This window comes from Reichenbachiella sp. MALMAid0571 (genome assembly GCF_040151475.1).
Classification (GTDB): domain Bacteria; phylum Bacteroidota; class Bacteroidia; order Cytophagales; family Cyclobacteriaceae; genus CAXBNB01.
Genome location: NZ_JBDKWG010000110.1, coordinates 1 through 24,254, shown reverse-complemented (window position 1 = coordinate 24,254; position 24,254 = coordinate 1). Strand labels below are relative to the sequence as shown.

Annotated in this window: 21 protein-coding genes; 10 read left to right on the top strand and 11 right to left on the bottom strand. The window is 36.2% G+C overall.

Translation table 11 applies throughout. From position 1 onward, the window contains the following. Positions 1-252 precede the first annotated feature (252 nt). Both AAOP42_RS06250 and AAOP42_RS06245 read right to left on the bottom strand, forming a co-directional pair. Positions 253-756, bottom strand: a complete 504-nt coding sequence (locus AAOP42_RS06250) for a hypothetical protein (protein WP_349527613.1) — start codon at positions 754-756, stop codon at positions 253-255. 24 nt (positions 757-780) lie between these two features. Further along, the gene (locus AAOP42_RS06245) at positions 781-1,719 is read right to left on the bottom strand and encodes a glycerophosphodiester phosphodiesterase (protein ID WP_349527612.1); all 939 of its coding nucleotides are present in this window, start codon (positions 1,717-1,719) and stop codon (positions 781-783) included. Positions 1,720-1,925: 206 nt separating this feature from the next. Between AAOP42_RS06245 and AAOP42_RS06240 the strand changes: the two genes are divergently transcribed. Beyond that, positions 1,926-2,699 carry an ABC transporter substrate-binding protein gene (locus tag AAOP42_RS06240; protein WP_349527611.1) on the top strand — a complete coding sequence of 258 codons (774 nt, stop codon included), beginning with the start codon at positions 1,926-1,928 and terminating at the stop codon, positions 2,697-2,699. Here AAOP42_RS06240 and AAOP42_RS06235 read toward each other — a convergent pair. Continuing rightward, a complete protein-coding gene (locus AAOP42_RS06235) occupies positions 2,696-3,925 on the bottom strand; it encodes a 3-phosphoshikimate 1-carboxyvinyltransferase (RefSeq protein ID WP_349527610.1) in 1,230 nt (409 codons plus the stop codon). The genes AAOP42_RS06240 and AAOP42_RS06235 overlap by 4 nt on opposite strands. A gap of 188 nt (positions 3,926-4,113) precedes the next feature. On the opposite strand from AAOP42_RS06235, the gene AAOP42_RS06230 reads away from it, so the two are divergent. Then, a complete protein-coding gene (locus tag AAOP42_RS06230; RefSeq protein ID WP_349527609.1) occupies positions 4,114-4,302 on the top strand; it encodes a hypothetical protein in 189 nt (62 codons plus the stop codon). Here AAOP42_RS06230 and aroB read toward each other — a convergent pair. Next, a complete protein-coding gene (aroB, locus tag AAOP42_RS06225; protein ID WP_349527608.1) occupies positions 4,295-5,350 on the bottom strand; it encodes a 3-dehydroquinate synthase in 1,056 nt (351 codons plus the stop codon). The genes AAOP42_RS06230 and aroB overlap by 8 nt on opposite strands. 177 nt (positions 5,351-5,527) lie before the next feature. Between aroB and AAOP42_RS06220 the strand changes: the two genes are divergently transcribed. After that, on the top strand, positions 5,528-6,769 hold the full coding sequence (locus tag AAOP42_RS06220) for a metallophosphoesterase (RefSeq protein WP_349527607.1): 1,242 nt from the start codon (positions 5,528-5,530) through the stop codon (positions 6,767-6,769). Between the two features lie 349 nt (positions 6,770-7,118). On the opposite strand, the gene AAOP42_RS06215 is transcribed toward AAOP42_RS06220, so the two are convergent. Beyond that, the gene (locus tag AAOP42_RS06215) at positions 7,119-7,310 is read right to left on the bottom strand and encodes a cold-shock protein (RefSeq protein ID WP_349527606.1); all 192 of its coding nucleotides are present in this window, start codon (positions 7,308-7,310) and stop codon (positions 7,119-7,121) included. 115 nt (positions 7,311-7,425) lie between these two features. Next, positions 7,426-7,830, bottom strand: a complete 405-nt coding sequence (locus AAOP42_RS06210; RefSeq protein WP_349527605.1) for a DUF8469 domain-containing protein — start codon at positions 7,828-7,830, stop codon at positions 7,426-7,428. Between the two features lie 249 nt (positions 7,831-8,079). On the opposite strand from AAOP42_RS06210, the gene AAOP42_RS06205 reads away from it, so the two are divergent. Beyond that, the gene (locus AAOP42_RS06205; protein WP_349527604.1) at positions 8,080-8,814 is read left to right on the top strand and encodes a LytR/AlgR family response regulator transcription factor; all 735 of its coding nucleotides are present in this window, start codon (positions 8,080-8,082) and stop codon (positions 8,812-8,814) included. A gap of 57 nt (positions 8,815-8,871) precedes the next feature. Here the strand turns inward: AAOP42_RS06205 and AAOP42_RS06200 are convergent, their stop codons facing one another. Together AAOP42_RS06200 and AAOP42_RS06195 are read right to left on the bottom strand one after the other, a co-directional pair. After that, the gene (locus AAOP42_RS06200; RefSeq protein WP_349527603.1) at positions 8,872-11,883 is read right to left on the bottom strand and encodes a ThuA domain-containing protein; all 3,012 of its coding nucleotides are present in this window, start codon (positions 11,881-11,883) and stop codon (positions 8,872-8,874) included. A gap of 253 nt (positions 11,884-12,136) precedes the next feature. After that, positions 12,137-13,279 (bottom strand): Gfo/Idh/MocA family protein, encoded by a 1,143-nt coding sequence (locus AAOP42_RS06195; protein ID WP_349527602.1) that lies wholly within the window; start codon positions 13,277-13,279, stop codon positions 12,137-12,139. Positions 13,280-13,608: 329 nt separating this feature from the next. On the opposite strand from AAOP42_RS06195, the gene AAOP42_RS06190 reads away from it, so the two are divergent. Then, positions 13,609-16,311: a tetratricopeptide repeat protein gene (locus AAOP42_RS06190; RefSeq protein WP_349527601.1), complete on the top strand. Its 2,703-nt coding sequence runs from the start codon at positions 13,609-13,611 to the stop codon at positions 16,309-16,311. Positions 16,312-16,326: 15 nt separating this feature from the next. Here the strand turns inward: AAOP42_RS06190 and AAOP42_RS06185 are convergent, their stop codons facing one another. From AAOP42_RS06185 to rpsT, 3 genes are all read right to left on the bottom strand, one after another. Next, positions 16,327-16,935: a DUF1684 domain-containing protein gene (locus AAOP42_RS06185; protein WP_349527600.1), complete on the bottom strand. Its 609-nt coding sequence runs from the start codon at positions 16,933-16,935 to the stop codon at positions 16,327-16,329. Positions 16,936-16,937: 2 nt separating this feature from the next. Continuing rightward, positions 16,938-17,633 (bottom strand): RadC family protein, encoded by a 696-nt coding sequence (gene radC / locus AAOP42_RS06180; protein WP_349527599.1) that lies wholly within the window; start codon positions 17,631-17,633, stop codon positions 16,938-16,940. A gap of 145 nt (positions 17,634-17,778) precedes the next feature. Continuing rightward, entirely contained in the window at positions 17,779-18,030 is a 252-nt protein-coding gene (gene rpsT, locus AAOP42_RS06175) for a 30S ribosomal protein S20 (protein ID WP_349527598.1), read from the bottom strand. Positions 18,031-18,299: 269 nt separating this feature from the next. Here rpsT and AAOP42_RS06170 point away from each other — a divergent pair, with 269 nt between their 5' ends. From AAOP42_RS06170 to AAOP42_RS06150, 5 genes are all read left to right on the top strand, one after another. Further along, positions 18,300-20,141, top strand: a complete 1,842-nt coding sequence (locus AAOP42_RS06170) for a serine hydrolase domain-containing protein (protein WP_349527597.1) — start codon at positions 18,300-18,302, stop codon at positions 20,139-20,141. A 287-nt stretch (positions 20,142-20,428) separates the two neighbouring features. Next, positions 20,429-21,967, top strand: coding sequence for an OmpA family protein (locus tag AAOP42_RS06165; RefSeq protein WP_349527596.1), 1,539 nt, complete (start codon positions 20,429-20,431; stop codon positions 21,965-21,967). A gap of 324 nt (positions 21,968-22,291) precedes the next feature. Further along, entirely contained in the window at positions 22,292-22,705 is a 414-nt protein-coding gene (locus tag AAOP42_RS06160) for a glycosyltransferase family protein (RefSeq protein WP_349527595.1), read from the top strand. A gap of 292 nt (positions 22,706-22,997) precedes the next feature. Continuing rightward, positions 22,998-23,552, top strand: a complete 555-nt coding sequence (locus AAOP42_RS06155) for a hypothetical protein (RefSeq protein ID WP_349527594.1) — start codon at positions 22,998-23,000, stop codon at positions 23,550-23,552. A 59-nt stretch (positions 23,553-23,611) separates the two neighbouring features. After that, positions 23,612-23,995 (top strand): hypothetical protein, encoded by a 384-nt coding sequence (locus tag AAOP42_RS06150; RefSeq protein ID WP_349527593.1) that lies wholly within the window; start codon positions 23,612-23,614, stop codon positions 23,993-23,995. Positions 23,996-24,254: the final 259 nt, after the last annotated feature.

Below are 24,254 nucleotides of genomic sequence, written 5' to 3'. Positions count from 1 at the left end.
GATCTTGGAAATAAATGGATGTAATCTGAATGAATCTTAATTTTTTATATCATTATTATAATTTATTCATTGATTTATTATAATTATTAAAAATGGTGCGCTTCTCTGTTATTTAAATTGATAATTTAATAATGTTCGATAATGTGCACATTTCCTTCTTTTGAGTAACCATTGTTGCTTTTTATTCAGCTAATTGCAGAATCAGATTTGTTTTAATCAGAACAAAATGAGCACCAAGAATTGGTTTAGTAATTATTCTGGGGTGATCACATCTTTATTATTTAAGATGTTTATTTCAGATTCGTTTAGTGGTATCTCACTTATGATTGAATTCAAAACCGGTCGTCCTATTGATAATACTACCAACGCCAATATGTATCCTATGATGAAAAGAAAATATTTAGTGAGGAGTAAGCCAAGAACCATTAGTGCACAACAAATGGTTAGTTTGAAATATTTTTTTAGGGAAACAGAATAATAGTTATCTAGTTTTTCCCTGAGAGGCCTGTCTTTTTTTATATGAGACAATTCCTTTTTATATGATTTGATGGAAGTATAAAACAGGAAGGTGTAAATGAGCAATAGTATAGATGCCAATAGATAAGCTGGTTCATCATTTAGTATGGTATCAGAAGTGCCGTTTCTTTCTATATTTAGAAATAATACAACAAACGGAAATAGTGTGGCCGCTATCAGTGCATTGAAAACAAGGTATATTTTGTTGTAATACTCTTCTCCGGTTTGGTATTTGGGCATTTTTAAGAAAGGATGTTTGAAAATTTAGCTTTCTTTATCTTCCTTTTCTTTTCGGTCGCTATGGATTTTTCGTATATCTTCTCTGATTTTCACAAGTTTATCAGGGTAGTCCGTAATTATACCATCTACAGCCATATTCAGCATTTTGATCATGTCTTTTGGTTCATTGACAACATAAGTATGAACTTTGTAACCTCTGGCATGAAGCCTGAAAATTCTTCTTTGTGATAACGTAGAGTAATGCGGATTGATGGTTTCGAAGAAATGATGCTTGTTTCTATTGGTCATAAAAGACTTGGAATTGAGGTAAAAGCTAAAAAGCATTGACTCATCTTCTCCCATCATTAGTTTTTTCATTTTGATCGTAGAATCACGGGCATAGGCATGTTCCAGATATTCCTGATCGTAGGATTGCACTATGCACCATTCCTTATTGTCTTCTTTTTCATCAATTATATCAACAATTTTTTCAGGGAAATTCTCGTAAAATTCATGTCCTTTGGATTTGATATCTATTAGAATATCTGCTTTTCCATGTACTAGGTTAATAGCTTCACGGAGTGTTGGTACTTTTTCTCCGGCAAATTTGGGGGAAAACCATGACCCTGCATCCAATTCTTTAACCTCGGCAAGTGTTAATTCATGAATTTTTCCTGTACCATTGGTAGTTCGGGATACGTCTTCGTCATGAAAGACCACCACTTCACCATCTTTGGTCATGTGAACGTCGATTTCAATCATATCAACATTCATATCCAGTGCTACCTGTAAGGAAGACAGAGTGTTTTCGGGTGCATATCCTGCGGCACCTTTGTGTCCTATTACTTTGAAATCTTTTTTCTTTATGTTTTCAATGTTGGTACTGGCAATGTATCTCTGGTAGAACCAAGGCTCATACAACCACATAAGTAACAACAAAGCCATCATTGGGAGGGCATACCATATAAAGTTCTTACTGTTCATGCTATTGAAAATTATTTTGTGTGACTCTGAAGAATGAAGTGCTCAGAGTCCTTCGAGCCAAATTTAGCAAATTAATTATGCCGTATTGATATGTTTGTTTACTTTTTTATGTGAGTGATCCTTGTAAAGGAAACGATTTGTATCACCCAATGAATCGTGATAAACATATAAAAGTATAATTTCGAATGTTTTTTTTAAAGAGAGGAATGAATAAAACATATATTGATCAGGTAGGTAGAGAAGTAGAGGTGAGTTGCCCTCCAAAAAGAATAATTTCTCTTGTGCCTTCTATTACAGAATTGCTTTACTATCTGGAACTGAAAAATGATGTGAGAGGTATTACTAAGTTTTGTGTTCATCCTGAAATAAAGGAAGAGGCACTCTTTGTAGGGGGGACAAAGAATTTTAAAATGGATAAAATACATCAGATTTCACCTGATCTGATTTTAGCCAATAAAGAGGAAAATTATATTGAAGGAATTCAGGAATTGGAAAAGAACTATCCTGTGTGGGTGAGTGATGTAAATATTTTTGATGAGGCATTGGATATGATTTTGGCTGTTGGTGAGTTAACAGGTAAAGCTGAGAATGCATTCAGGTTGGTTGAAGATGTAAGCGAAAAGTGGGAAAGGGTTAGGAATATCTTTTCAGCTAGTGTACTGTATTTTATTTGGCACAAACCTTCTATGGTTGCCGGGAAAAACACCTATATAGATTCTGTTATGGATTATTTGGGGTTCGCTAATGTAGCAGATAAGCACGAAAGATATCCTGAACTAAGCAAAGAAACCTTGTCTGCTTTCAAGCCGGAATTTGTTTTCCTCTCTTCTGAGCCTTTTCCTTTTAAGGAGAAGCACCTGAATTGCTACCAAAACATATTTCCAGAATCAAAAATACTTTTGGTTGATGGCGAGGTGTTCTCCTGGTATGGGAGCAGAATGCTTTATGCTCCTGAGTATTTTAAAAACCTTTTTTGTTAAGAAATGGAAATCCCTGCTGTACCCAGATGATCCCAAAATTCAGGATAGGATTTTCTCACTACTTTTGGATCGTTTATAATGATATCAAATTTGGTGGCAAGAGGAGCCAGAGCCATTGCCATCCGGTGATCCTCATAAGTATCAAATGAAAGATTATCCGGAATCAAAAAGTGCCTGTCAACTGTCAGCTTCCATGTTTTAGAATCTTTCTCCAAAAGATTTCCACCAATTTTAGCTACTTCTGTTGACATGGCCCGGGTTCTGTCAGTTTCTTTTATTTTCAAACTTTCAAGACCTGTCATTTCAAGTTCGATTTTTTTTGCGGCACCTATTGCTATGATCGTCTGCGCAAGATCCGGGCAGTTTCTGAAATCATATTTGAGTGACTTTTGATGGTCTGTTTTGGTCAGGATTACTCCGCCTTCTACAAATTCACTGTTTACTCCCAGGTGAGTCATGATCTCAGCAATGGCACTATCTCCCTGGTAGGAGTTTTTTCGTAACCCAAGCAATTTGATTTCTGCATTTTCTGCTAAGGCTACCATGCTGTACCAGTAGCTTGCACCAGACCAATCTGACTCTACTGTATATTCTGCCGGAGAGTATTTTTGATTGGAAATACTGATTTTGTTTCCTTCAAATTTATAATCAATGCCAAATTTTGACATCAGGCTTAAGGTCATTTTAATGTATGGTAGGCTATAAATTTCTCCTGATAACTCTATTTCCAGTCCTTTTGGTAGCTCAGGAGCGATCATTAAAAGTGCTGAAATGTATTGGCTGCTTATGTTGCCCGGTATTTTCAGTTCACTGGTTTTTTGAACAGATGTCCCTTTGATTTTGAGTGGTGGATATCCTGTTTCTCCTACGTACTCAATACCACTTCCAATTTCATTAAGTGCATCTACCAGAATGCCTATTGGTCTTTTGCACATCCTGTCAGTGCCCGTCAAAATTCTTTCCTCTTTTGATAAGGTCAAAAATGCTGTCATAAATCTCATAACTGTGCCGGCATCCAGTACATTCAGTTCATAGTCGCTTGATGACAACAGGCCTTTCATTATTTGAGTGTCCCTTGCTGATGAGAGGTTGTGAAGTATCGCTTTTTCTCCAGCCAATTGTTTTATTATAAGTACACGATTGCTTTCGCTTTTGGAAGAAGCGAGAGGAATGTTTACCTTATTTAAGGTGGAGTTATGAGATAATTTGATTGATTTTTTGTCCATAGTATTAAAAATGAAGCGCAAAGCTAATTGCTTCAACTCTGATAATGAAGCTCAGACTGAAAATGATTGGATAGCTGAAAATAATTATAAAGAAATCTCAAACTTTTTTGAGGGATAGCAGTTAAATAATGGTACTATAACTACAGAAAACATAACTCTGCAAGTATTAAAAACTAATTCACATATACATGAAAAAAAGTACAAAAAGTAAGGGAGGAAGTAAGATTATTTCGGGTTTGTTGATCGGAGCAGCTGCAGGAGTTCTTACTTTTTTGTTTGTAAAACCAAAAGTGGCAACAAGAAAGAAAGAAGATATCAGCAATAACCTGAATATTGAAGAAAACGAAAAATTGAATCCCGAAAATCTCTTTATTTGATAGCTTTATGGAGGTTGTTGTAATAAAACAAACTGTCAACTATGTCGGGTTCTCCAATCGGAATGTTGACAGCACATTCTCCTATTTTCGTGAGTAAGCTACTGTTAATTACTTTTCCTTTATTTTTCTTATCCTGATATATCAATTCGATAATATTCTCAAAATAGTTTTCTTCTATTTTTCCGTGACCAAATATTTTCAGCAGGTATTGGGAGATACTGTCAAGTTCATTTTGCGAAAGCCCTGTTTTTTTGGTTGAGAGGTACGCTTCACAAATCATTCCTTTTGCAATCGCTTCACCATGCAATAGGCGACCTTCAGGAGCGTTCAGATAAGTGGATTCAATGCCATGTCCGATGGTGTGGCCAAAATTCAAGATTTTTCTCAGTCCTGCTTCGAAAGGATCTGCTTTTACCACCTTCTTTTTTATTTCTACGGAACTTTCAACTACGGTATTCCAGTTTTTTGTTTTTAGGTTTATGTCTGCAATACTTTCCCAATAAAATCTATCTGCAATCAGTCCATGCTTGATCACTTCAGCAAAACCGGATCGGATTTCCCTATCGGGTAAAGTGTCAAAGAAAACAGAGTCAATAAATATCATCTCAGGTTCGTTGAAAAGGCCGATGTGATTTTTAAAATGTGAAAAATCAATGCCCAGTTTACCACCAACACTGGCGTCAACCTGTGAGAGTAGAGTAGTGGGTATATTGATAAAGTCAATACCTCTTTTGTAGGTAGAAGCCGCAAATCCTCCCATATCGCTAATGACTCCTCCTCCAAGATTTATGAGTAATGCACTACGGTCAAAACCACCTTCTGTCAGAGCCATCCATATTTGCTGGCAGGTATCGATATTCTTGTTTTCTTCGCCACTTTCTATTTGGATCAGCCAATGTTCGGGCAGGCAGTCAATTATTTTTGGTAAACAAAGCTCATAGGTGTTTTCATCACACAATAGCGCAATTGAAGAATAGGAATTGTTCTCCAAAAACGAAGTGAGACTTTTCGTGATATCTGTAGTTATTTCTATGTTATTGGCTTCCATCCGTAAGTATTGAGGCTGCAATTTAATCAGCCATTTTTCAATGCACAATTATCTGTGGACAATTCGAAATAAGTGCAAAGAACTATTTTTTCGACTTATCCAAACTGAATAATATTTTCAACGTTCTATAAAACTTGTAAAATGTTTTTAAAGTTCAAATCCAAATAGTTTCACCAAATGCATAGGGCTCCATTTTTATTTTTCCTTCTTCTATTTTATTTCCTTTTGGATATTTATGTTTTTCAGGCAGTAAAAGTTGTAGTAGAAAATACGATTCCAAGCTATAGGAAAGCTGCTTACATCTCTTATTGGTCTTTGACAGCCTTTACGTTTTTAGCTGTGTTTGCTTTCTATTCTCTTGATTCAGCAAAATATCATTTTGCCAGATCAATTTTTGTATCTATGGTAGCAATCAATTTTGTATCGAAATTTGTTGCAGTCTTTTTTGTTTTCATAGATGATATTGTTCGCTTTGGTCAGTGGGCATATAATGGTATTGTGCATAGTGGTGTGCCCGATACTTCTAGCCCAAATGGTATTCCCAGATCCGAATTTTTATCCAAAGTAGCTTTGATAGCAGGAGCTGTTCCGGCTACAATCTTTAGCTATGGCATCATTTCAGGAGCTTATGATTATAGGGTAAGAAGGCGCACAATCACACTTCCAAATCTGCCAAAGGCATTTGATGGGATTAGGATGGCTCAGTTGTCTGATATCCACAGTGGAAGTTTTTATAACAAAACTGCCGTGAAGGGTGGCATAGAGATGCTTCAAAGTGAAAAACCGGATGTGATATTTTTTACGGGAGACCTTGTCAACAATGTAAGCAGTGAAGTCAAAGACTATGTCAATATTTTTGAAAAATTGAACGCTCCTTTGGGAGTATTCTCCACCTTGGGAAATCATGACTATGGAGATTATGCTCAATGGTCTTCTTCACAGGAGAAAAAGAAAAATCTGGATGATCTTATTCAGACACACCGTAATATGGGGTGGAATATTTTATTGGATGAAAATCGTTATGTCACTGTGGATGGAGAAAGGCTTGGGATAATAGGTGTTCAAAACTGGGGAGTGAAATTTGCTCAATATGGAAACCTGGAAAAAGCAACTCAAAATGTAGAAGCCCCTGTTAAAATTCTTCTGAGCCACGATCCCAGCCACTGGGATGCACAAGTAAGACCAACACAACCTGATATAGATTTGACGCTTTCCGGTCATACACATGGATTTCAGTTTGGAGTGGAAATAGGCGATTTTCGATGGAGTCCATCTCAATATCTGTATAAACAATGGGCGGATCTGTATCAGGAAAAGAATCAGTACCTGTATGTAAACAGAGGATTTGGGTTTCTTGGATATCCGGGTCGTATCGGAATTTTACCCGAAATCACTATTATAGAACTAAAGTCTGCATAGCTCATATTTCTTTTGTGGGTGTAGTCTGTTACAGATGGTATGATAGGTATTTTCAAAAAAAGGATTTTTTTTTAGGGGTGCAGGGCTAATTATTGGTTTTATAGCCGGATGTCTGACTATGATAGATGGTTGGGTATTTGGTTATACTATAACAAATAGTTTTCGGTAAAAATGCCTTTGCGCTCTAAGTTGGTTATTAAAGTATTGTAAAGGCAGATATTTGTTAGACAGGTGAGTTGGAAAAGGGGCGAATAGCCCCTTTTTTATTTTGCTGGATTTTGTGGTAGGGATATGAAAAAAGCCTGTCAAAATTGGCAGGCTCATTTAATAAAAAAGTTAACGGAAAAAATCAGATTACTTTCACGTTTACTGCATTCAATCCTTTTTTACCTTCTGTTAGCTCAAATTCTACTTCGTCTCCTTCTCTAATTTCATCAATTAGGCCAGAAATGTGTACAAAATGTTCTTTGTTTGAATCTTCTTCGCTTATGAATCCAAATCCTTTGGCCTCATTGAAGAACTTTACTGTTCCGTTTTTCATTAATTGTTATATTTTTTAAAGGGGCAAAGGTATGGGTATTTCTGTTCAATTGGTAATTTATTTTGTTCGACGGGATTATAAGAAAAATATACAGGAACTAAACAGGAGTAGCGTATCAGAGCACGCCGTAGTAATGCAGTTGGTATATTCCGTTTTCAAGTTCTACAGAGAAGTATTTTATCGTTCCTGTGTGGTTGATTTTTAAGACCAGTGTATTCAGGTTTGAAGGTAAGTTGATGGAAGTGCTAATATCACCATTAGAATCTGTGAAAGCTGTGAAAAGTGCATAGCCATTGTTTTCGGGTAAATCAGTTAAAACTTCTATGCCAATACGGGCTATAGGCTGCTCATCTGCATCTTTAAAACTCAAATCAATGATATTGTTTTGAGAGATTTCAAAATTAAAATCTACAATTTCTGTTGCTAAATCATCAGGAGGGATGATTGTTTCTTCAAAACAAGAGGTAAGTAGTATTCCGATTGTCAGACAAATTACTGTGTTTTTTATGTATGTAGTCATAGCAGCCATTGAAAGCTTTTGAAGGTGTATTGTAAATTGATATATGAACAAAAGTATGCATTAGAAATCCATCTGACTTGAAATTTTAGATTACTCACGGGTTTTGAATGATGAATAGCAATAAACAGAAGGAGTTTGGATTTATGAAGAGGCTAGGTAAAATTCTTAAATTTTATAAATCAGGAATTTTACGGATTTATTGGTACCTGGAAATCTTGATTTTTACATAAATATTTAAAATCAAGAGCCATGAAAAACCTAAACATTGTAATAGTAGAAGAAGATCCAAAGGTGGTAGAAAACCTTTGTGAGATTTTGGAATACTTAAATCACCAGGTAGTGGGGGAAGCATCAAATACAAAAGATGCTTTGAGATTGATAGAAGAGAGAAATCCAAATTTTCTTATTATTAATATTTGTGTAAATGCAAAGTCGGATGGAATTTTACTGGGAAGGAAGGTCAAGGAAGATTATGATATTCCATTCATATTTACATCATCAGACGCTGACGATACCGAGTTGATTCATAAGGCGATTGAGGAAAAACCTTATGGTTTTGTACTGAAACCTTATAGCATTAAAGATATTGATACTGCGATACAAATTGCTTTCAATCAGTTTGAAGAGCTTAGCCGTCTTGAGTTCAATTTATTGTCAAAGCCATCGAGAGAACTTACTCATATTTTTCTGAAGGTAAATTCAAAATTGATAAATATCAATTTGAAAGATATACTATGGATTGAGAGCAAGGGAGATTATGCTGTGTTTAAAACTGAAAATGACAGTTTTATTATTCACTCTACCATGAAGAATATCGAAACTAAACTGTCGAATAGTCAATTTCTAAAAGTTCACAGATCGTTTATAATCAACCTTGATAAAATAGTGAATATTGAAGATTCTAATCTGTTAATTAAAGACAAAATCATACCTATAAGCAGAGGTAATAAAGATTCTTTGTTGAGAAGTATCCATATGTTGTAAAATGATTGAGGCAAAATCTCCAATCATTTTACAACCTTTCAGTCAACTCTTAACAGCTTATTTTTTAGAGTTCTCTTTCTTCCAAATCACCTGATCACTCGAAAACAAAGGTTCCATGTTCTGATTTCCTTTGTCAATATAGCTCGCTTTGAGCAAGTAGATGCCGGTTTTATCATCTCCTAAATGCTGAGTAAATTTTACAACTCCTTCAGCAGCAAGTTGATTTTTATTTTTAGGCTGAACCTCATTAAGACTAAGGATGTACTCTACCATTTTTTGTACATCAGCTTCTGCAAGTTGAGGGTGTGCCGACATCACAGTTTCCCCCCAAACACCAGAGCCTCCGTTTAAGACTTTTTTTACCAGATAATCAGTATCCGATTTGGTGTATTTCTTAGCTATTTCCATAAGTGCCGGGCCGTTTACTTTTTTGTCTATGGCATGGCAGGCTTTACAGTCCGATCCATCCATCAATACTTTGCCTTCAGGAATTTGTTTGATTTGATGTCCTTGCGCTGCAAGAGTCATGTCTTTACCCTGAGGGATGTAGTGGAACGTAACCAAGATGTCAGAAGGTTTGATCGAACCATCTTCAGTACTGCCATCTTCTTTGTCGGTTACCACTACTTTATATTTCATTCGTCCATAGTCTTTGTAAAGTGAAGTAGTGTCGTCGAGAACTATACGTACTTCAGGAGGTGTATTGCCAGCCTGAATTTCCTGAGTGGTTCCAGATGCATTGCCTTCAGTGTCTGTTACGGTAAGTGTTACCTTATATTTCCCCTGTGTTTTAAAGATAAAAGAAGGATTTTGTTCTACAGATTCTACACCGTTTTCTCCTGTGAAGCTCCATTGATAGGTGAGTGAATCTTTGTCATAATCCTCAGAATTCGCAGCAGAGAAACGTACCTTGAGCGGAACTCCTCCAGCCTGTTTGTCGGTTGTTATTCTGGCAATTGGTTTACGGTTGCCGCTTACATATTCTATTTTGCTGAGCCTGGAATCTGCATTTTGTTTGAACCACTTGTCTCCATACTCTAATAGATACAAACTACCATCGTGCCCGAAAACCATGTCGCTGGTGTGTATCAGTTTAGTGTTTGGAATAAAGGGTTCTGCTTTCATGTAGTTGCCTTCTTCATCGGTAGTAATGATATAAATCCAGTTTCTGATCCACTCATAAGCGAACAATTTTCCATCAAAATAATCAGGAAATGCATTTCTTGCATTCAAGAAATGGTGGCTGTAGAATACAGGCCCAGCCATGGCTGTTCTTCCTCCTGTTCCTACCCATGGAAACTCTTCAGATTTGTCGTAACCATACCAAATAAATGAAGGTTGTGCCGGAGGCAATTCCCTTTTACCAGTATTGTAAGGTGAATCGTTGATCAGTGCTTGTGGATTGAATTGTTTACCACTTGTTTTGTTTTCAAAATCATAATCATAGTAGGCTTTGTTGTCGCCTCGGGTAAATGGCCATCCCCAGAATCCGGCATGTCTTGCCTGATTTATTTCATCATGACCTTTAGGTCCTCTAAGTGAATCGTTTTTGCCGGCATCTGGCCCTACATCACCCCAGTATAGATAGCCTCTTTCTTTGTCAATCGAAATCCTGTATGGATTTCTACATCCCATTACATAAATTTCCGGACGGGTTTTGGGAGTTCCCGGAGGGAAAAGGTTTCCTTCGGGAATGCTGTACGAGCCATCAGCTTCCGGCTTTATCCGTAAAATTTTCCCCCTTAAATCGTTGGTGTTTGCCGAGGATTTCTGAGCATCCCAGGCACTTCTGCCGGGGCTTTCATCTATAGGGGCATAGCCATTGGATTTGAACGGATTGGTATCATCTCCGACTGAAATGTACAAATTGCCTTGAGCGTCGAATTCCAGAGAGCCTCCTGAGTGGCAGCATTCATCACGTTGTGTGGCAATCTCCAGTACAATCTTTTCTGACTCCATGTCGAGATTTTTGCCGTCAAATACAAACCTGGAAACGTTCTGCTTTGGTTCGTCACCCGGAGGGGAATAGATCATATAAATCCAGTGGTTATTTTTATAGTCAGGATCTACTGCCACACCAAGCAATCCATCTTCTTGTCCGGTATAAACAGGTATGGTAGCAATGGTTTTGAGCTTGTTTTGCAAGGTGTTAAATACTCTTACTGCGCCTTTTCTTTCTACAATTATCAAGCTGTACCTGTCTAAGACATCCATTTCCATAGGTTCGTCCATACTTTCTGCCAGTACAGTCTGAACGAATCTGTTTTCTTCTGGAACTCTGTCGCTGGTGGCTTTTGAGTAATTCAATACTCCATTGCCCATGGCATAATTGATTCCTCCCAAAACTATTTTTAGAAATTCAGGATTAACGTAAGTTTGGTCGGTGTGCCCAAATTCTGTATAAAATGCACGGCCACCGTCATAGTCATGATACCATGTGACCGGATGGTTGTCTCCATTGGTTCCTCCTTTATAGGAGTTTTCATCTATGGTCATCAACACGTTTAGATTTGGGTTGATATTTTTGAAATTATAGAATTCATCTTCTTTGGTAAAAGATTCAGGAATTCCTTCCAGGGCAGGGTGTTTGTGAGAGTGATTTACATTTATTGTAGCTTTTTGTACAGCAGGATGCCCGTTAAAGTAAGCTCCAACCAATCTTCCATACCATGGCCATTCGTATTCTGTGTCAGTGGCAGCATGGATACCTACAAATCCACCTCCGGCTTGTATGTATCTTTCAAAGTCAGCTTGTTGGTAGTAGTCAAATACATCGCCTGTGGTATTTAGAAAAATAACGGCACTATAGTTTTTCAAATTGTCTTCATTGAACCAGGATGCATCTTCAGTTGCGTCAACTGCAAAATTGTGCTGGCTGCCTAACTTCTTGATTGCTTCGATTCCTGCAGCAATAGAAGAATGTCTGAATCCTGATGTTTTGGAAAACACCAATACCTTTTTTTCTCCTCCAGGAGGTTGAGAGCATGAAATACTAATCAATGCTATCAAGGAAAAAAGCATCAGTTGCCTGCCAAACAGACAAGTTTTTTTTAAAAAAATAGTGTTCATATATGTTTTTGTTTTAACCATTTAATAATCCGTGGGTGTATTTTGAAAATAAACCAATCAGCGACTGCACAATATACTTTTTGATTTTCTTTGGTTGGGTTAAAGCAATATGATCCCGCCCATTTTCAGAACGGAGATCATATTTGTGATTGTATAGTTAGTATTTAAATTAGTGAGTATTGGAATAGACAGTAAATATAGCGAGGATAAAGCCATATCTAATTGAATCCTAATGCTTTTATTGATATCGGCATCAGGAGATTTCTGTCCAAACGTTTCCATTTTGAGAAGAGGCAACAGTTGCTTCAATAAATTGCATGCCTCTGACCCCATCGTTGATTGTAGGGAAACTACCTTCATGAATGTTGGATTCTTTTCTGATTGCTCTGGCTGTACCTTTATAGATATTTCCCATAGAATCGAAAATTCCTTCCGGGTGTCCTGGTGCCATTTTTGTGCTTTCCTGAGCAAAGTCTCCATTGTAAGGGTTACCTGGTTTCAATACCTGATATGGTTCACCTTCTTTAAAGTAGTAGAGGTAATTTGGATTTTCTTGTTCCCATTTGAAACCTCCTTTGGTACCATATACGGCTATTTGCAAATTGTTTTCCTCGCCGGTGGCTATTTGGCTTGATCGAATTACACCTCTTACATCATCATTCATTCGCAACAATACAGTGCCATCAACATCCAGTGCATTGTCTTCATACAAGGTGCTGAGATCCGAAAGTACTTTTTTTACTTTCATACCAGTGGTATATTCTATCATATTGAATGCATGCACTCCTATATCTCCCATACAGCTACTGATACCAGCTTTTGCAGGATCCAGTCTCCATACTTTGCTTCTTTCATTTTTGTCATGGATTACCGGATTGATCCATCCCTGATAATATTGAGCATCAATTTTTTGAATCTTGCCAATGATTCCTTTGGCAATCATGGTTTTCATTTGGCGTACCATAGGGTAGCCCGTGTATGTATGAGTTAATGCAAATACTACCTTGTTTTTCTCAACCAATGCTTCCAGATCAAGAGCTTCTGCTGAAGTGGTTGTTACCGGTTTTTCACAGATAACGTTAAATCCTGCTTCAATAAGTTTTTTAGCCATAGAATAGTGGAGGAAGTTAGGAGTCACAATCACCACTACTTCTATTCTTGTGTCTTTATCAAGAGCCAGTTCCTTTTCGATAAACACATCAATGTTTTCATAAACCCTGGAGAGATCCAATTCCAATTCTTCTGCGAATAGCTTAGCCCTGTCGTAATCGAAATCAAATGCTCCGCCTACCAGGTTGTAGTCTTCGCCCATATAGGCAGCTACCCGATGTAAAATTCCAATAAAAGAACCATGACCTCCACCGATCATTCCCATTCTGATTTTTTTCTTAACCATAACTAATGCTTGTTTTCTGAAATAATTTTTGTTTTTGTATAAATTGATTCAATGAGTAGGTCAACCCATTGTCTATAAGGTATGAAACCTCAAATAAAGCTAAAGTACATAAATTGTGTTAATATAATGTATATTTTTCTACAGTATTGGGAAAACATTGAAAGTGAATTGTTTTTCCAGGTCTTGGAAAGAGTTGTTGCCGGAATGATTACTTCACTGTCATGTCAGATTAAATGGATGCTATTGCTCCCGGATATATTTTAAGATTCTCTAATTTAGCATTCAAAATCTGTTCACTTAGGTCAGTTCATTACACATAGAACAAAATCATGAAATTTAAATTTTATTGGGATAGTTGGGATCAGGAATATAAGATTTATTATAAATCCTTGATCGCCTTGATATTGCTCATGCTTGTTGCTTTCTGTACCTTCTTATTTATGGGGTATGATTTGTCAATGGATTGGTTGGTGAATAGTAGCCTGAAGTCTTTGGATTCAGCTTTAGAAGGCTATTCTCAACTTGGGAGCTTGTTAGATTTCAATGCGCAGCTTTTTCTTGTGGATCAAAAGTTTATTGGAAGTGAAATGGTATTGAATTCCATTGCCAGCTATATATATCTGGGGTTGGTAGTACTAGGCCTTTTGATCTGTATTACGATATCAACTTATCTTGGGAAGTTTTGGTACTTGGTATCAGTCGGTTTACTCATGGTTTTGATTATTAGCCTAAGGCTGGAATTATTGGGCCTATTTGGCTTTTATGATCAGACTATTACTATCGGTGTGTTTTTAGCGTACGTCATAGTGAGTTATTACTTCAATGCGTTCAGAGAGGGTGCTGGAATCAAATTAAGGTTCTTGTCTTTCTTAGTATTAACCCTGATAGTGACAGCTTTCATATATTTCTTTTCAGGCGTATCCACTCCCTTTCTTTACATTGCCAACTATAGTTTTATATCTGTTATTGCTGTTTCCATCGTGTTTGTCTTTTTGGTGTCACATGAGGTGATTTATGCCATATTAAGAGTGACGACAGACAGTTCCTCACAATTGAATACCAGTAACACGAAACACTTTGTGGTTTTGTCACTGGTATATCTTTTAAATCTGGGCTTAATTCAGATGCATAATTCAGGTTTTATTGAGTGGGATATATATTATATCAATGCTTTCTTTTTGTTGGTCATTTCTTCGATTATAGGTTTTTGGGGTATGAAAAACAGAGAAATTTTGTACCAAGGTATATTGCCATTTTATCCTTATACCGCATTTTTATATTGCGGATTGTTGATATGTTGTTTTTCCTTCATAGGATTTCAGTTTTATCAGTCCAATGATGTGGCATTGGAAGTTGTTGAGGATGCTATTGTGTTTGGACATATTGGATTTGGTTCCATGTTCTTCATTTATATCATTGCCAATTTTATCAATTATATGATGAAAAACCTGGCTGTTTATAAAATAGCATTCAAGGAAGACAATTTCCCTTATTTCACATCGAGGCTTGCCGGATTGATAGTAGTGGCGGCTCTCTATTTTTCATCAAATCAGGTAGCCAGGTTTCAGGGCATTGCAGCATTTTATAATGGCATTGGAGATTTGTACATTCAGAATGATAATACCACAGCGGCAACAGCTATGTATCATGAAAGCTCCAGATATGGAGTGAACAACCATAAGGCTAATTACAATCTTGGGTTTTTAAGAGATGATCCACAGAAGAAAATAATGGCTTTTAAAAATGCAACTGAAAAACAGCCTTCCGAATATGCTTTTGTGAATCTTGGTGTCGAATATGAAAGACATAATAAATTCTTTGATGCTTTGTTTGCCTATCAGGATGGGTTGGAGAAATATCCAAAAAGCTCTCTTTTGAAGAATAATCTTGCATTGTTATATAGTAAAACCAATGTTGTGGATTCTACTATATTTTACCTGACAGATCTGTCTTCTCAAGGGTTTAAAAAGGAGGTGATATTATCTAATTTACTCAGTGTATGTGCAGAAAAGAGGCTTAATTACAATGATTTCGTGTCAAAAGCTTCATTGACAGAAAATGATCGGTTTGATATTAATGCAAATCTCATTGCCAATAAAGTGATGGATGTGAATCGTTCGGAATCTATGTCCATAGTAGGAATTGGTTCTACAAAACTGAACTTAATTACTTATGCCTATGTCAATAATCTGGCGATTGCATCTTATGCCCAACCTAACCTTCGGGTATTGGAGATGCTAAATGCTTACTTGGCAGATGAAAATAATGGAGAGTATCAGGAAAGGCTATTATTCTTGAAAGCAATTAATTCTTATGCTTTGGGTAAAGTCAATAATGCATTTGAAATATTGTCGAATCTCATGCACAGTAGTAGTATTTCGGGATACTATAGCACTCTGGCTGGTATTTGGAGTTTGCAACAGGGGGCTGCAAAACTCGCAGTTGACTATTTTGATCTGGATGATGAAAGGAAAAGTGATTTAAGTGAATGTTACCTATTGATGTCATATCTAAAACTTGGTGAAACAGAGTTGGCTTCAGAAAAACTAAATCTAATGAGACAGGAAGGTAAAGCACCTGATGAAGAATTGATGAAAGCAATGAGTAGTATTGATATTAAGCAAAAAGTAAGGGCAGAAGAGGCTAATATTTCTTCGAAAATAAAGAAAGCAAAACAACTGGAGGCTGAGCAAAAAACTGAATTGGCTAATGCCATCTATGAGTCTCTTGGCTATGACAATTCATTTATGGAGTCGGCAGTTGAATCATCGGTAGTTTATTATAATGGTACTGGAAATGACATGCAAAAGAGTTACGATATTTTACTCGAAGCAATTGAAGTAAATCGGTATTCAGAAAAGATGATTTCTTTATATATAGACCAGTGCTTCAAAATGAATCTTATCAATTATGCGGAAAGTGTGGTGTTGAGACTGCTTGATGTGATGGGTAAGGAAAAATTCAGTCAATACGAAATAGAATTTGACGAGAGAAAAAGAGAGTTACAGTTGTCAGGTAGTGATTGGGAATAAAAGGATGATTCATTGCTAATGGTAAGACTTTTCACCTGCTTCTATTGATACAGGAAGTATGTTTTCGGCTGGAGGAAAAGGGCAACTGAAACTATCGTTGTAAGCACAGTAAGGATTGTATGCCAGGTTAAAATCTAATTCTATACGTGTGGCATTTTTGAAAGACAGATCCAGATACCTGCCACCACCATAGGTGGATTTTCCACTAGAGTCATCTGCAAATGCTGTAAAAATTGGCTCTTTTTTTCCGCCGCTTACTTTTTTTAGTAGCAACAATTTCATCTCCTGACCCTTTAGCTCAAATTTGGCATACGCATATTTTAAATATTTTTCGGACTGCCCTGTAGATGTAGCCAGATCCATATAGGCTTTTGTCTCTATGTGTTCGATCTTGGCTTTTACTTTATATTCCATATTGGGAGGGAAGTAGTTCAACCCTTCAAACTCACTTGTAGAATTTTTAAAAGGTGATTCACTGGAAGTTTTCATAAACTCCTCCTTCTCAGTTCTGGCCAGTTCTATTTTTTCACTGTACTGCTCTACAGACTCACCTCCCGATTGGGAGAAGTAGATGAAAGCTGCAACTAAAACAGCAATAAGTGGAAATATTATTTTTTTAGACATTCTTACAATATAGATTCGTCTGTAAAACTAAAGTAACCATTGTTAGCAAATATGATATGATCTAAAACAGGAATGTCTAATATTTTGCCTGAATCTTTCATTTTTTTAGTCAAATCAATGTCTGCCTGACTGGGTTTCAGGTTTCCCGATGGATGATTGTGGACAAGGATGATAGAGCAAGCCCGTTCTTCTATGGCCTTTTTATATATTAATCTGGAGTCAACCACTGTGCCAGAAATACCTCCGGAACTGCATTGTTCTTTTTTCAATACCTTATTGGTTCTATTGAGAAAAACTACCCAAAATTCTTCATGATCCAAATCCAGTAATTCCGGTTTCATAAGCTCATAGATTTGTTTGGAACTTTGGATTTTTGGTTGCTCCTGATATAGAGTGTCTTTTCTTCTGCGGCCAATCTCTAACGCACTGATGATATTTATGGCTTTTGCTTCTCCAATACCGTTGAATTTAATCAATTCTTTAACCGACAACATGGCCAATTTGTTTAAATCATTATCTACTGCTGAAAGTAGTTGTTTAGCCAGTTCTACTGCACTTATTGATCGGGTGCCGGAACCTAGCAGAATCGCAATCAACTCAGCTTCCGATAGTGCAGCCTTGCCTTTCATTAGGAGCTTCTCTCTTGGCCTGTCTTCTTCAGCCCAATTCCTTATAGATAGATTGCTTGGGTAATTCATTCTACTCTCAATATAGGAAATAATCCTATAAATAGGCAGATACTGATCCTAAAAGTAATTTTATAGAAAGGAATAGGAATGTGTATAAACAAAAAAAGCCTTCCCAATTTTGGAAAGGCACTTATCTTATGATTTAAATTTCAACTTAAAGAGCTGCTACTCTTTTAGTCAACTTAGACTTTTGATTGCTGGCTTTGTTTTTATGAATAATGTTGTTTTTAGCCAACTTGTCTATCATTGAAGTTACTTTAAGAAGTAGTTCTTCAGCTTCTTTCTTGTCTGTGGTTTCTTTTAGCCTTTTGACAAAAGTTCTGGTAGTCTTATGTTGGTACTTGTTTCTTAATTGTTTTGCACCGTTTGACCTGATTCTTTTTAAAGCCGATTTATGGTTTGCCATGAATTTTCTTGTTATTAATTTTTTCGGATTGCAAATTTACTGTTTATGTGAAGAAATACAAATTAGTGTCGTAATATTATTGATCTTGGGAGCGAATATTTTCTTTGGAGATCGTCTCGGAATCTATTTGGAATATTTAATTTGATTTCTTTCCTTATAAAATTGACATTGCATTGTCAAATTAGAGTGGTTGGTTAATTATAAAGACTCTGACTACTTTTACATGAGATTTCTGATTCCTTTTCTTTGAAGTTAAACAAATACGTGCAGTGAAAAATATAAAATATAGATATTGCCTGTTACTACTTTTTATATTAGCGCAATGGCAATCATACGGATCATCTTTTGATAGTTTGGCATTGGTTGAGCGACAAGAAGTCGAAGAATCATTGGTATTATTAAAAAACACTGAAGATTTGTTGCCCCTTAGAAGACTTGACTCATTAAAAATTGGATCTGTCTTTTTGGGTTTGACAGAGACTAAGAAGCTGTTTCAAACAAGAATTGATTCTTATAAGGAATCATACAGTATTGAAGCAAATGCGGTATTCAATATTCAACCTCAATGGAATAATTTACTGATTGTGGGTATAGATTCTACAGGTGCGACTTATAAAAATCAAATGGAACTGCTTATTTCAGGTTTGAAGAGGCTAAAGAAAAGTACTAAAGTAGTTTTGATAGTGCAATCCATAAATCCTATTGTTAATCAATTGGAATTATTTGATTTAGCTTCATCTGTTATTTATGCTCCCAAACACAATGATTTGAGTTTTGATTTGGCTGTACAATCTGTTTTTGGTGGTATAGGATTGACGGGAAAACTTAAGAATGAAGACAGTAACATTGAATTTCAGGAGAACTATGGGTTGACCACCGATAAGTTCAATCGTATGAAGTATTCAATACCTGAAGAGGTTGGCGTATCTTCTTACCTGCTTGATAGTGGTGTAACTCATATCGTAAAGGAAGCCATTGATTCTATGGCTTTTCCCGGATGTCAGATTCTAATGGCCAAAAATGGAATTGTTTTTTACCAAAAATCTTTTGGATACCACACCTATGATATGGTGCACAAGGTGGAAAATACAGATATTTATGACATGGCTTCTATTTCGAAAGTATCAGGAGCTACCACAGCATTGATGAAGCTGTACGACGAAGGTTTATTCAATCTGGATGTGAAGTTCTCTACTTATTGGCCTGATTTTGAGCATGGAAATAAGAAAGACCTTTTAGTCAGAGAGGTACTGGCTCATAATGCCAGATTGAAGCCTTACATCACTTATTATTTGGCGTCTAGAAAAAATAACGGAAAATACAGATGGAATAGTATCAAGCAAGATTCTTCAAAGAGGTTTCCAACAAGGATTGCATCATCTTCTTATTTTTTGCATAAGGATTATAAGGAGAAGAAAATATATAAGATGATCAGAAACTCTAAACTGAATGAAGAGCCCGGGTATGTATATTCAGGGTTGTCATTTTATCTTTATCCTGAGATCGTCTATAATCTGACTGGTGAAAAATATGATGACTATTTATACAATCATTTTTTCAACGAGCTTGGTGCTACCACTTTGTGTTTTAATCCTGCCAATAAGTTCAATAAAGAAAGGATTATTCCTACAGAAACGGATGATTTTTTCAGAATGGAACAAGTTCATGGAACAGTACATGACGAAGGAGCATCTATGATGCAGGGAGTTTCTGGTAACGCAGGTCTGTTTAGCAGTGCCAATGATTTGGCAAAACTATGGCAGATGTACCTGAATGGAGGTAATTACGGTGGGAAACAGTACATCTCTAATGCAACTATCGACGAGTTTACCAGGTGCCAATTTTGCGATGAAGACAATAGGAGAGGACTTGGTTTTGACAAGCCGTTGATAGAGTATGATAGTCTCAAAAGTAGCGTGGCAAGAGTTGCCAGCCCTGCGAGTTATGGCCATTCAGGCTATACAGGAGCTATCGTATGGGCAGATCCGGAAAATCAGTTGTTGTATATATTTCTCTCTAATAGGGTTTATCCTACCAGAAACAATAGGAAGTTATATGAGATGAATATAAGGCCAAGAATTCATAACCTCATTTATGACTTATTAGAATAAAAGAAAAATCCCGTTTTGACACATCAAAACGGGACAAGAGCTAAACCTACTATTTGAATTAATAACCATACAAAGAATCTATAATTCTTTATATGCAATACAATTATAGAAATTTTCCTTCAAATTAAAAAGATAAAGTTATAATTATTATTAGTATAATTCTATTTTGTCTTCAAAATAACATACCCTCCCATATAATTTTATCTCTTTTAATTTTTTGATTCGGGTTGGATTACAATAATAGTAGCACCATTTTTGTTGTTTTACCAATTCAGATACTTGTTGATATGAATAAAATAATTCTTCTTTTTTCCTTTATCCTTTTCACGTCTCCATTATTCGCTCAGATAGAGATATTTAGCAAGCAGACCTCATTAGGGTCTAATGTGAATTCTCCGTACTATGAGTCCAATGTGGTAATCAGCCCTGATGGAAAGAGAGTTTTTTTTACTCGAAAAAATCATCCTCAAAATGTCGGAGGCAAAGACGATGAAGGAGATGTTTGGGTAAGTGAAATGACATCATCAGGAGGATGGACAGATGCCGTTAATTTGGGAGAATCACTCAACGACAAATCAGCCAATAGAATATTAGGGTTTATGGATCATGGAAAGGCCATGCTCTTACATTCTCCAAAAGGAATTTCCTTTGCATATAATTATAATGGCAAATGGTTGAAACCTACAGAAATTGAAATCCCATATTTTAAAAACAAATCAAATCATGTCAGTGGATGTATTTCCTCTGATGGTCGTTACTTGCTTTTTGGAATGGAATCTCATGGTACTTATGGAGTGGAAGATTTGTATATGTGTAAGTTGAAGGGTGATGGAGATTGGACTAGCCCAAAGAACTTAGGAGCAATGGTCAATAGTCCGTTTCAAGAAATGACACCATTTTTAGCGGCAGATAACAAAACGATGTTTTTTGCATCGAATGGCAGAGGAGGAGAAGGGAGCTTCGATATTTTTATGGCTCAGAGGCTCGATGATACATGGTTGAATTGGACTGAGCCAGTTAATCTGGGGTCGAAAGTAAATACCAAAGGTCAGGAACTTTCTTTTGTATTTAGAGAAGAAGCAGAATATGCGTATCTGGTGAGCACCCAAAATAGTGATGGTTATGGAGATTTAAAAAGGGTGAAGATAAAACCCGATATTGTGCCTGAAGTGGTGATAGAGGACACAGTGTTGATTGTAGAAGAAAAGGTAATTCCGGGACTGATTAAATTTTCAGGAGTGATACTTGATAAAAAGACAAAGAAAGCTGTAGAGGGTGCCCGTGTGGAATTTGTAAGCGATCCTGAAGGTATTGTTTACAATGCTATATCAGATAACACAGGTCGTTTTGATGTTCAATTAAAAGAGAGTCTGGGTTTCGAAACAAAAATTCAATCCAGTGAATACCTGAGCTTAAAACAACTGGTTACGATTGAAGATGTAAAAGATGATGTGACTGATGAATTTTTACTCGAACCTCTTACTAAGGGAAATACCATCGAACTACAGCATGTTTTATTTGAACAAGGAAAACCGGTTTTGGTACAAGGTTCGGAAAGAGAACTCGATTTGGTTGTTGAAATGATGAAAGAACATCAGGATATTAATATATTTTTGGCAGGTCATACTGATAATCAGGGAAAAGCAGCCCTCAATCTTAAATTGTCTTACGATCGGGTGGAAACGGTGAAAAAATATTTAGTATTAAACGGAATACAAGAAGGCAGAATCTCAGGACAGGGTTATGGTGGTACAAAACCCATTGCCAGCAATGACAATGTGATTTCAAGAAGAAGAAACCGGCGAGTGGAATTTACCATCCAATAAGCTTTAGTTCTCCACAATCATTTCCTATATCTACACTTAAGAACCAGTCGTCGACGGTTTCTTACAGCTTGTCGTATTTTAGAAAAATATGTGGGGTATTGCTCTAGTTTTACGTTGTAGAAATACCAAACAACGTAAACATGAATACCCAAGACAAATCAATTAAAGAAGCATGGCAAGTGAAAATACTAAGGTTTCCTTTCGTAGGCATATTGATTCTGGTTTTATCAATAGTCACTATTATTTTGGCGAAAAGCCCCGTGCTGAATTGATGTCTTATGTCTAATTGATACTTTTTCTAAACACGTAACCCATACGTCCAAAATGTTCCATTTTAAAAGAAAGTCTGATATATCCGGAAAAAGCAATATTTTATTTGTATGTAAATGTATTCCCTGGCGATGTGAAGAAGGCATTGATCCAGATACGTGGGATATTAGTCGTCATCTTGTAGAAAAAGGGCATGACGTAACAATACTTTGTGTCGGAAGTGAAACAGGGTGTGAGAATTCTCATATAAAAGAGGGTATTGTTATTACTGAAATTCCTTATTTATTAGGGTCTTATATAGAGTCCATATCTAAATTAGCCGCAAATTATTTTTTCAACGCAGCTGTTAAAAAATGGGTGAATGAAAATGTTGAAACGTTTGATATTGTTCATACACAAGGAGAAAATGGACACCTATTTGTTGATGACGCATCGTCTGAACCCCTAATAATGAAAATGCAGGGGTAATTACACTCCCAGATTTATTCATTAACCTCCTTCCACTTTTCAAATATTAGTTACCTCAGATTATCTATAATCTAATTTGGAAATAATGCAATAGTTACGAAAAATGCCTTAAACAGGTATTTTTTGCGTAATTATCTCATGAATTTTATACCAGATTTACCCTTCATTTATATCCTTTTTTGGTTAGGTAAATTTCCTATTTTGTCAATTTCAGAAAATTGCTCATAAATAGGATTGTTCAAAACATGACCTTTGAATCATAATTTAAATGTTTCAAACAAATAAAGATGTCATGAAAACCGATACCAAATTTTATACAGCGATGATATTAATAGTAAAACTATTACCTGTCATCATTTTGATTTTAGCAGTAGCAACCTATAGCAATGGGCAAGGAATAAAAGCAACCACTTACATAGAAAAAACTAAAATGTCTCCCAAGCTGGGGCATTCGATAGGTGTTGTATTTCCAAGTTATCTGGGAGACATGGAATTAGGTGGATTTTACCAAAAGTCAATGACTTCCAATAGCGGAGAATATGCTTCAAACAGATTGATGGAAGAAAAATTCTATGGTTTTTACATAGGTATTTCCTTTATTCAAACTGAGCACATTAACGTCAATTTCAACTTGCGTACCGGAACAGTGAATGATAAATTTTTAGCCATCACACCTTCTGTATTTTCAGATCTAATGATTTCCAGATCTCTTGGGATAGGAGTAGGGCTGGGAATGAGAAATCTACAACCTACCTACTCAGGAAGAATAATCTTAAAAATGAGCGGATCGAATGGAGATTACTCCGGATATAACTACAGCCAAAGAAGAACTTATAAATATAGATAGTTAAGTTCTTGTATTGATACTTATGAACTCTGTTACAAACACTTAAAATTATAGAAATTATGAAAGAAGAAATGAATATTTTATTCGTATGTAAATGTCTTCCATGGAGTTGCGTGGATGGGATTAACGGACAAGTATGGAATATGAGTCATACTATGATCGAGCAAGGGCATCAAGTAACGATACTTTGCATAGGAAGTGAACACGATTGCGAAAATTCTTATATGAAAGATGGTATTGTTATAACCGAGATTCCATATTTTGTTGGATCATACATGGATCCAATTGCGATGCTTGCTGAAGAATATTTCTTTAATTTGGCGGTTAAAAGATGGATTCGTAAAAACGTTGAGAAATTTGATGTTGTCAATATACTTGGGCAAAGACGAGATTTGTCAATTGACAATCTATATCCTGAATTGCATGAAAAACAACAGGCTTGATCTATCAAATTATTTCTAAAAAAGTGCATAGAAAACCAACCAGTTTTACTGGTAGCTAATAGTTATTACAAGGCTTATTATTTTGGTCAAAGCCCAACAATTACTTCACAATTCATCATCTAGGAGTCTGTCGGACTTTCAATAATCAGGAGAGTAAAAAATTCAATTTTCAGAACCTAAAATTAGATTTTGATCGTCCCTTTTTCGAATACGGTTTTGGTTTTGGTTTTTTTTCCTGTTTTTGCGCTAAACCGGACTG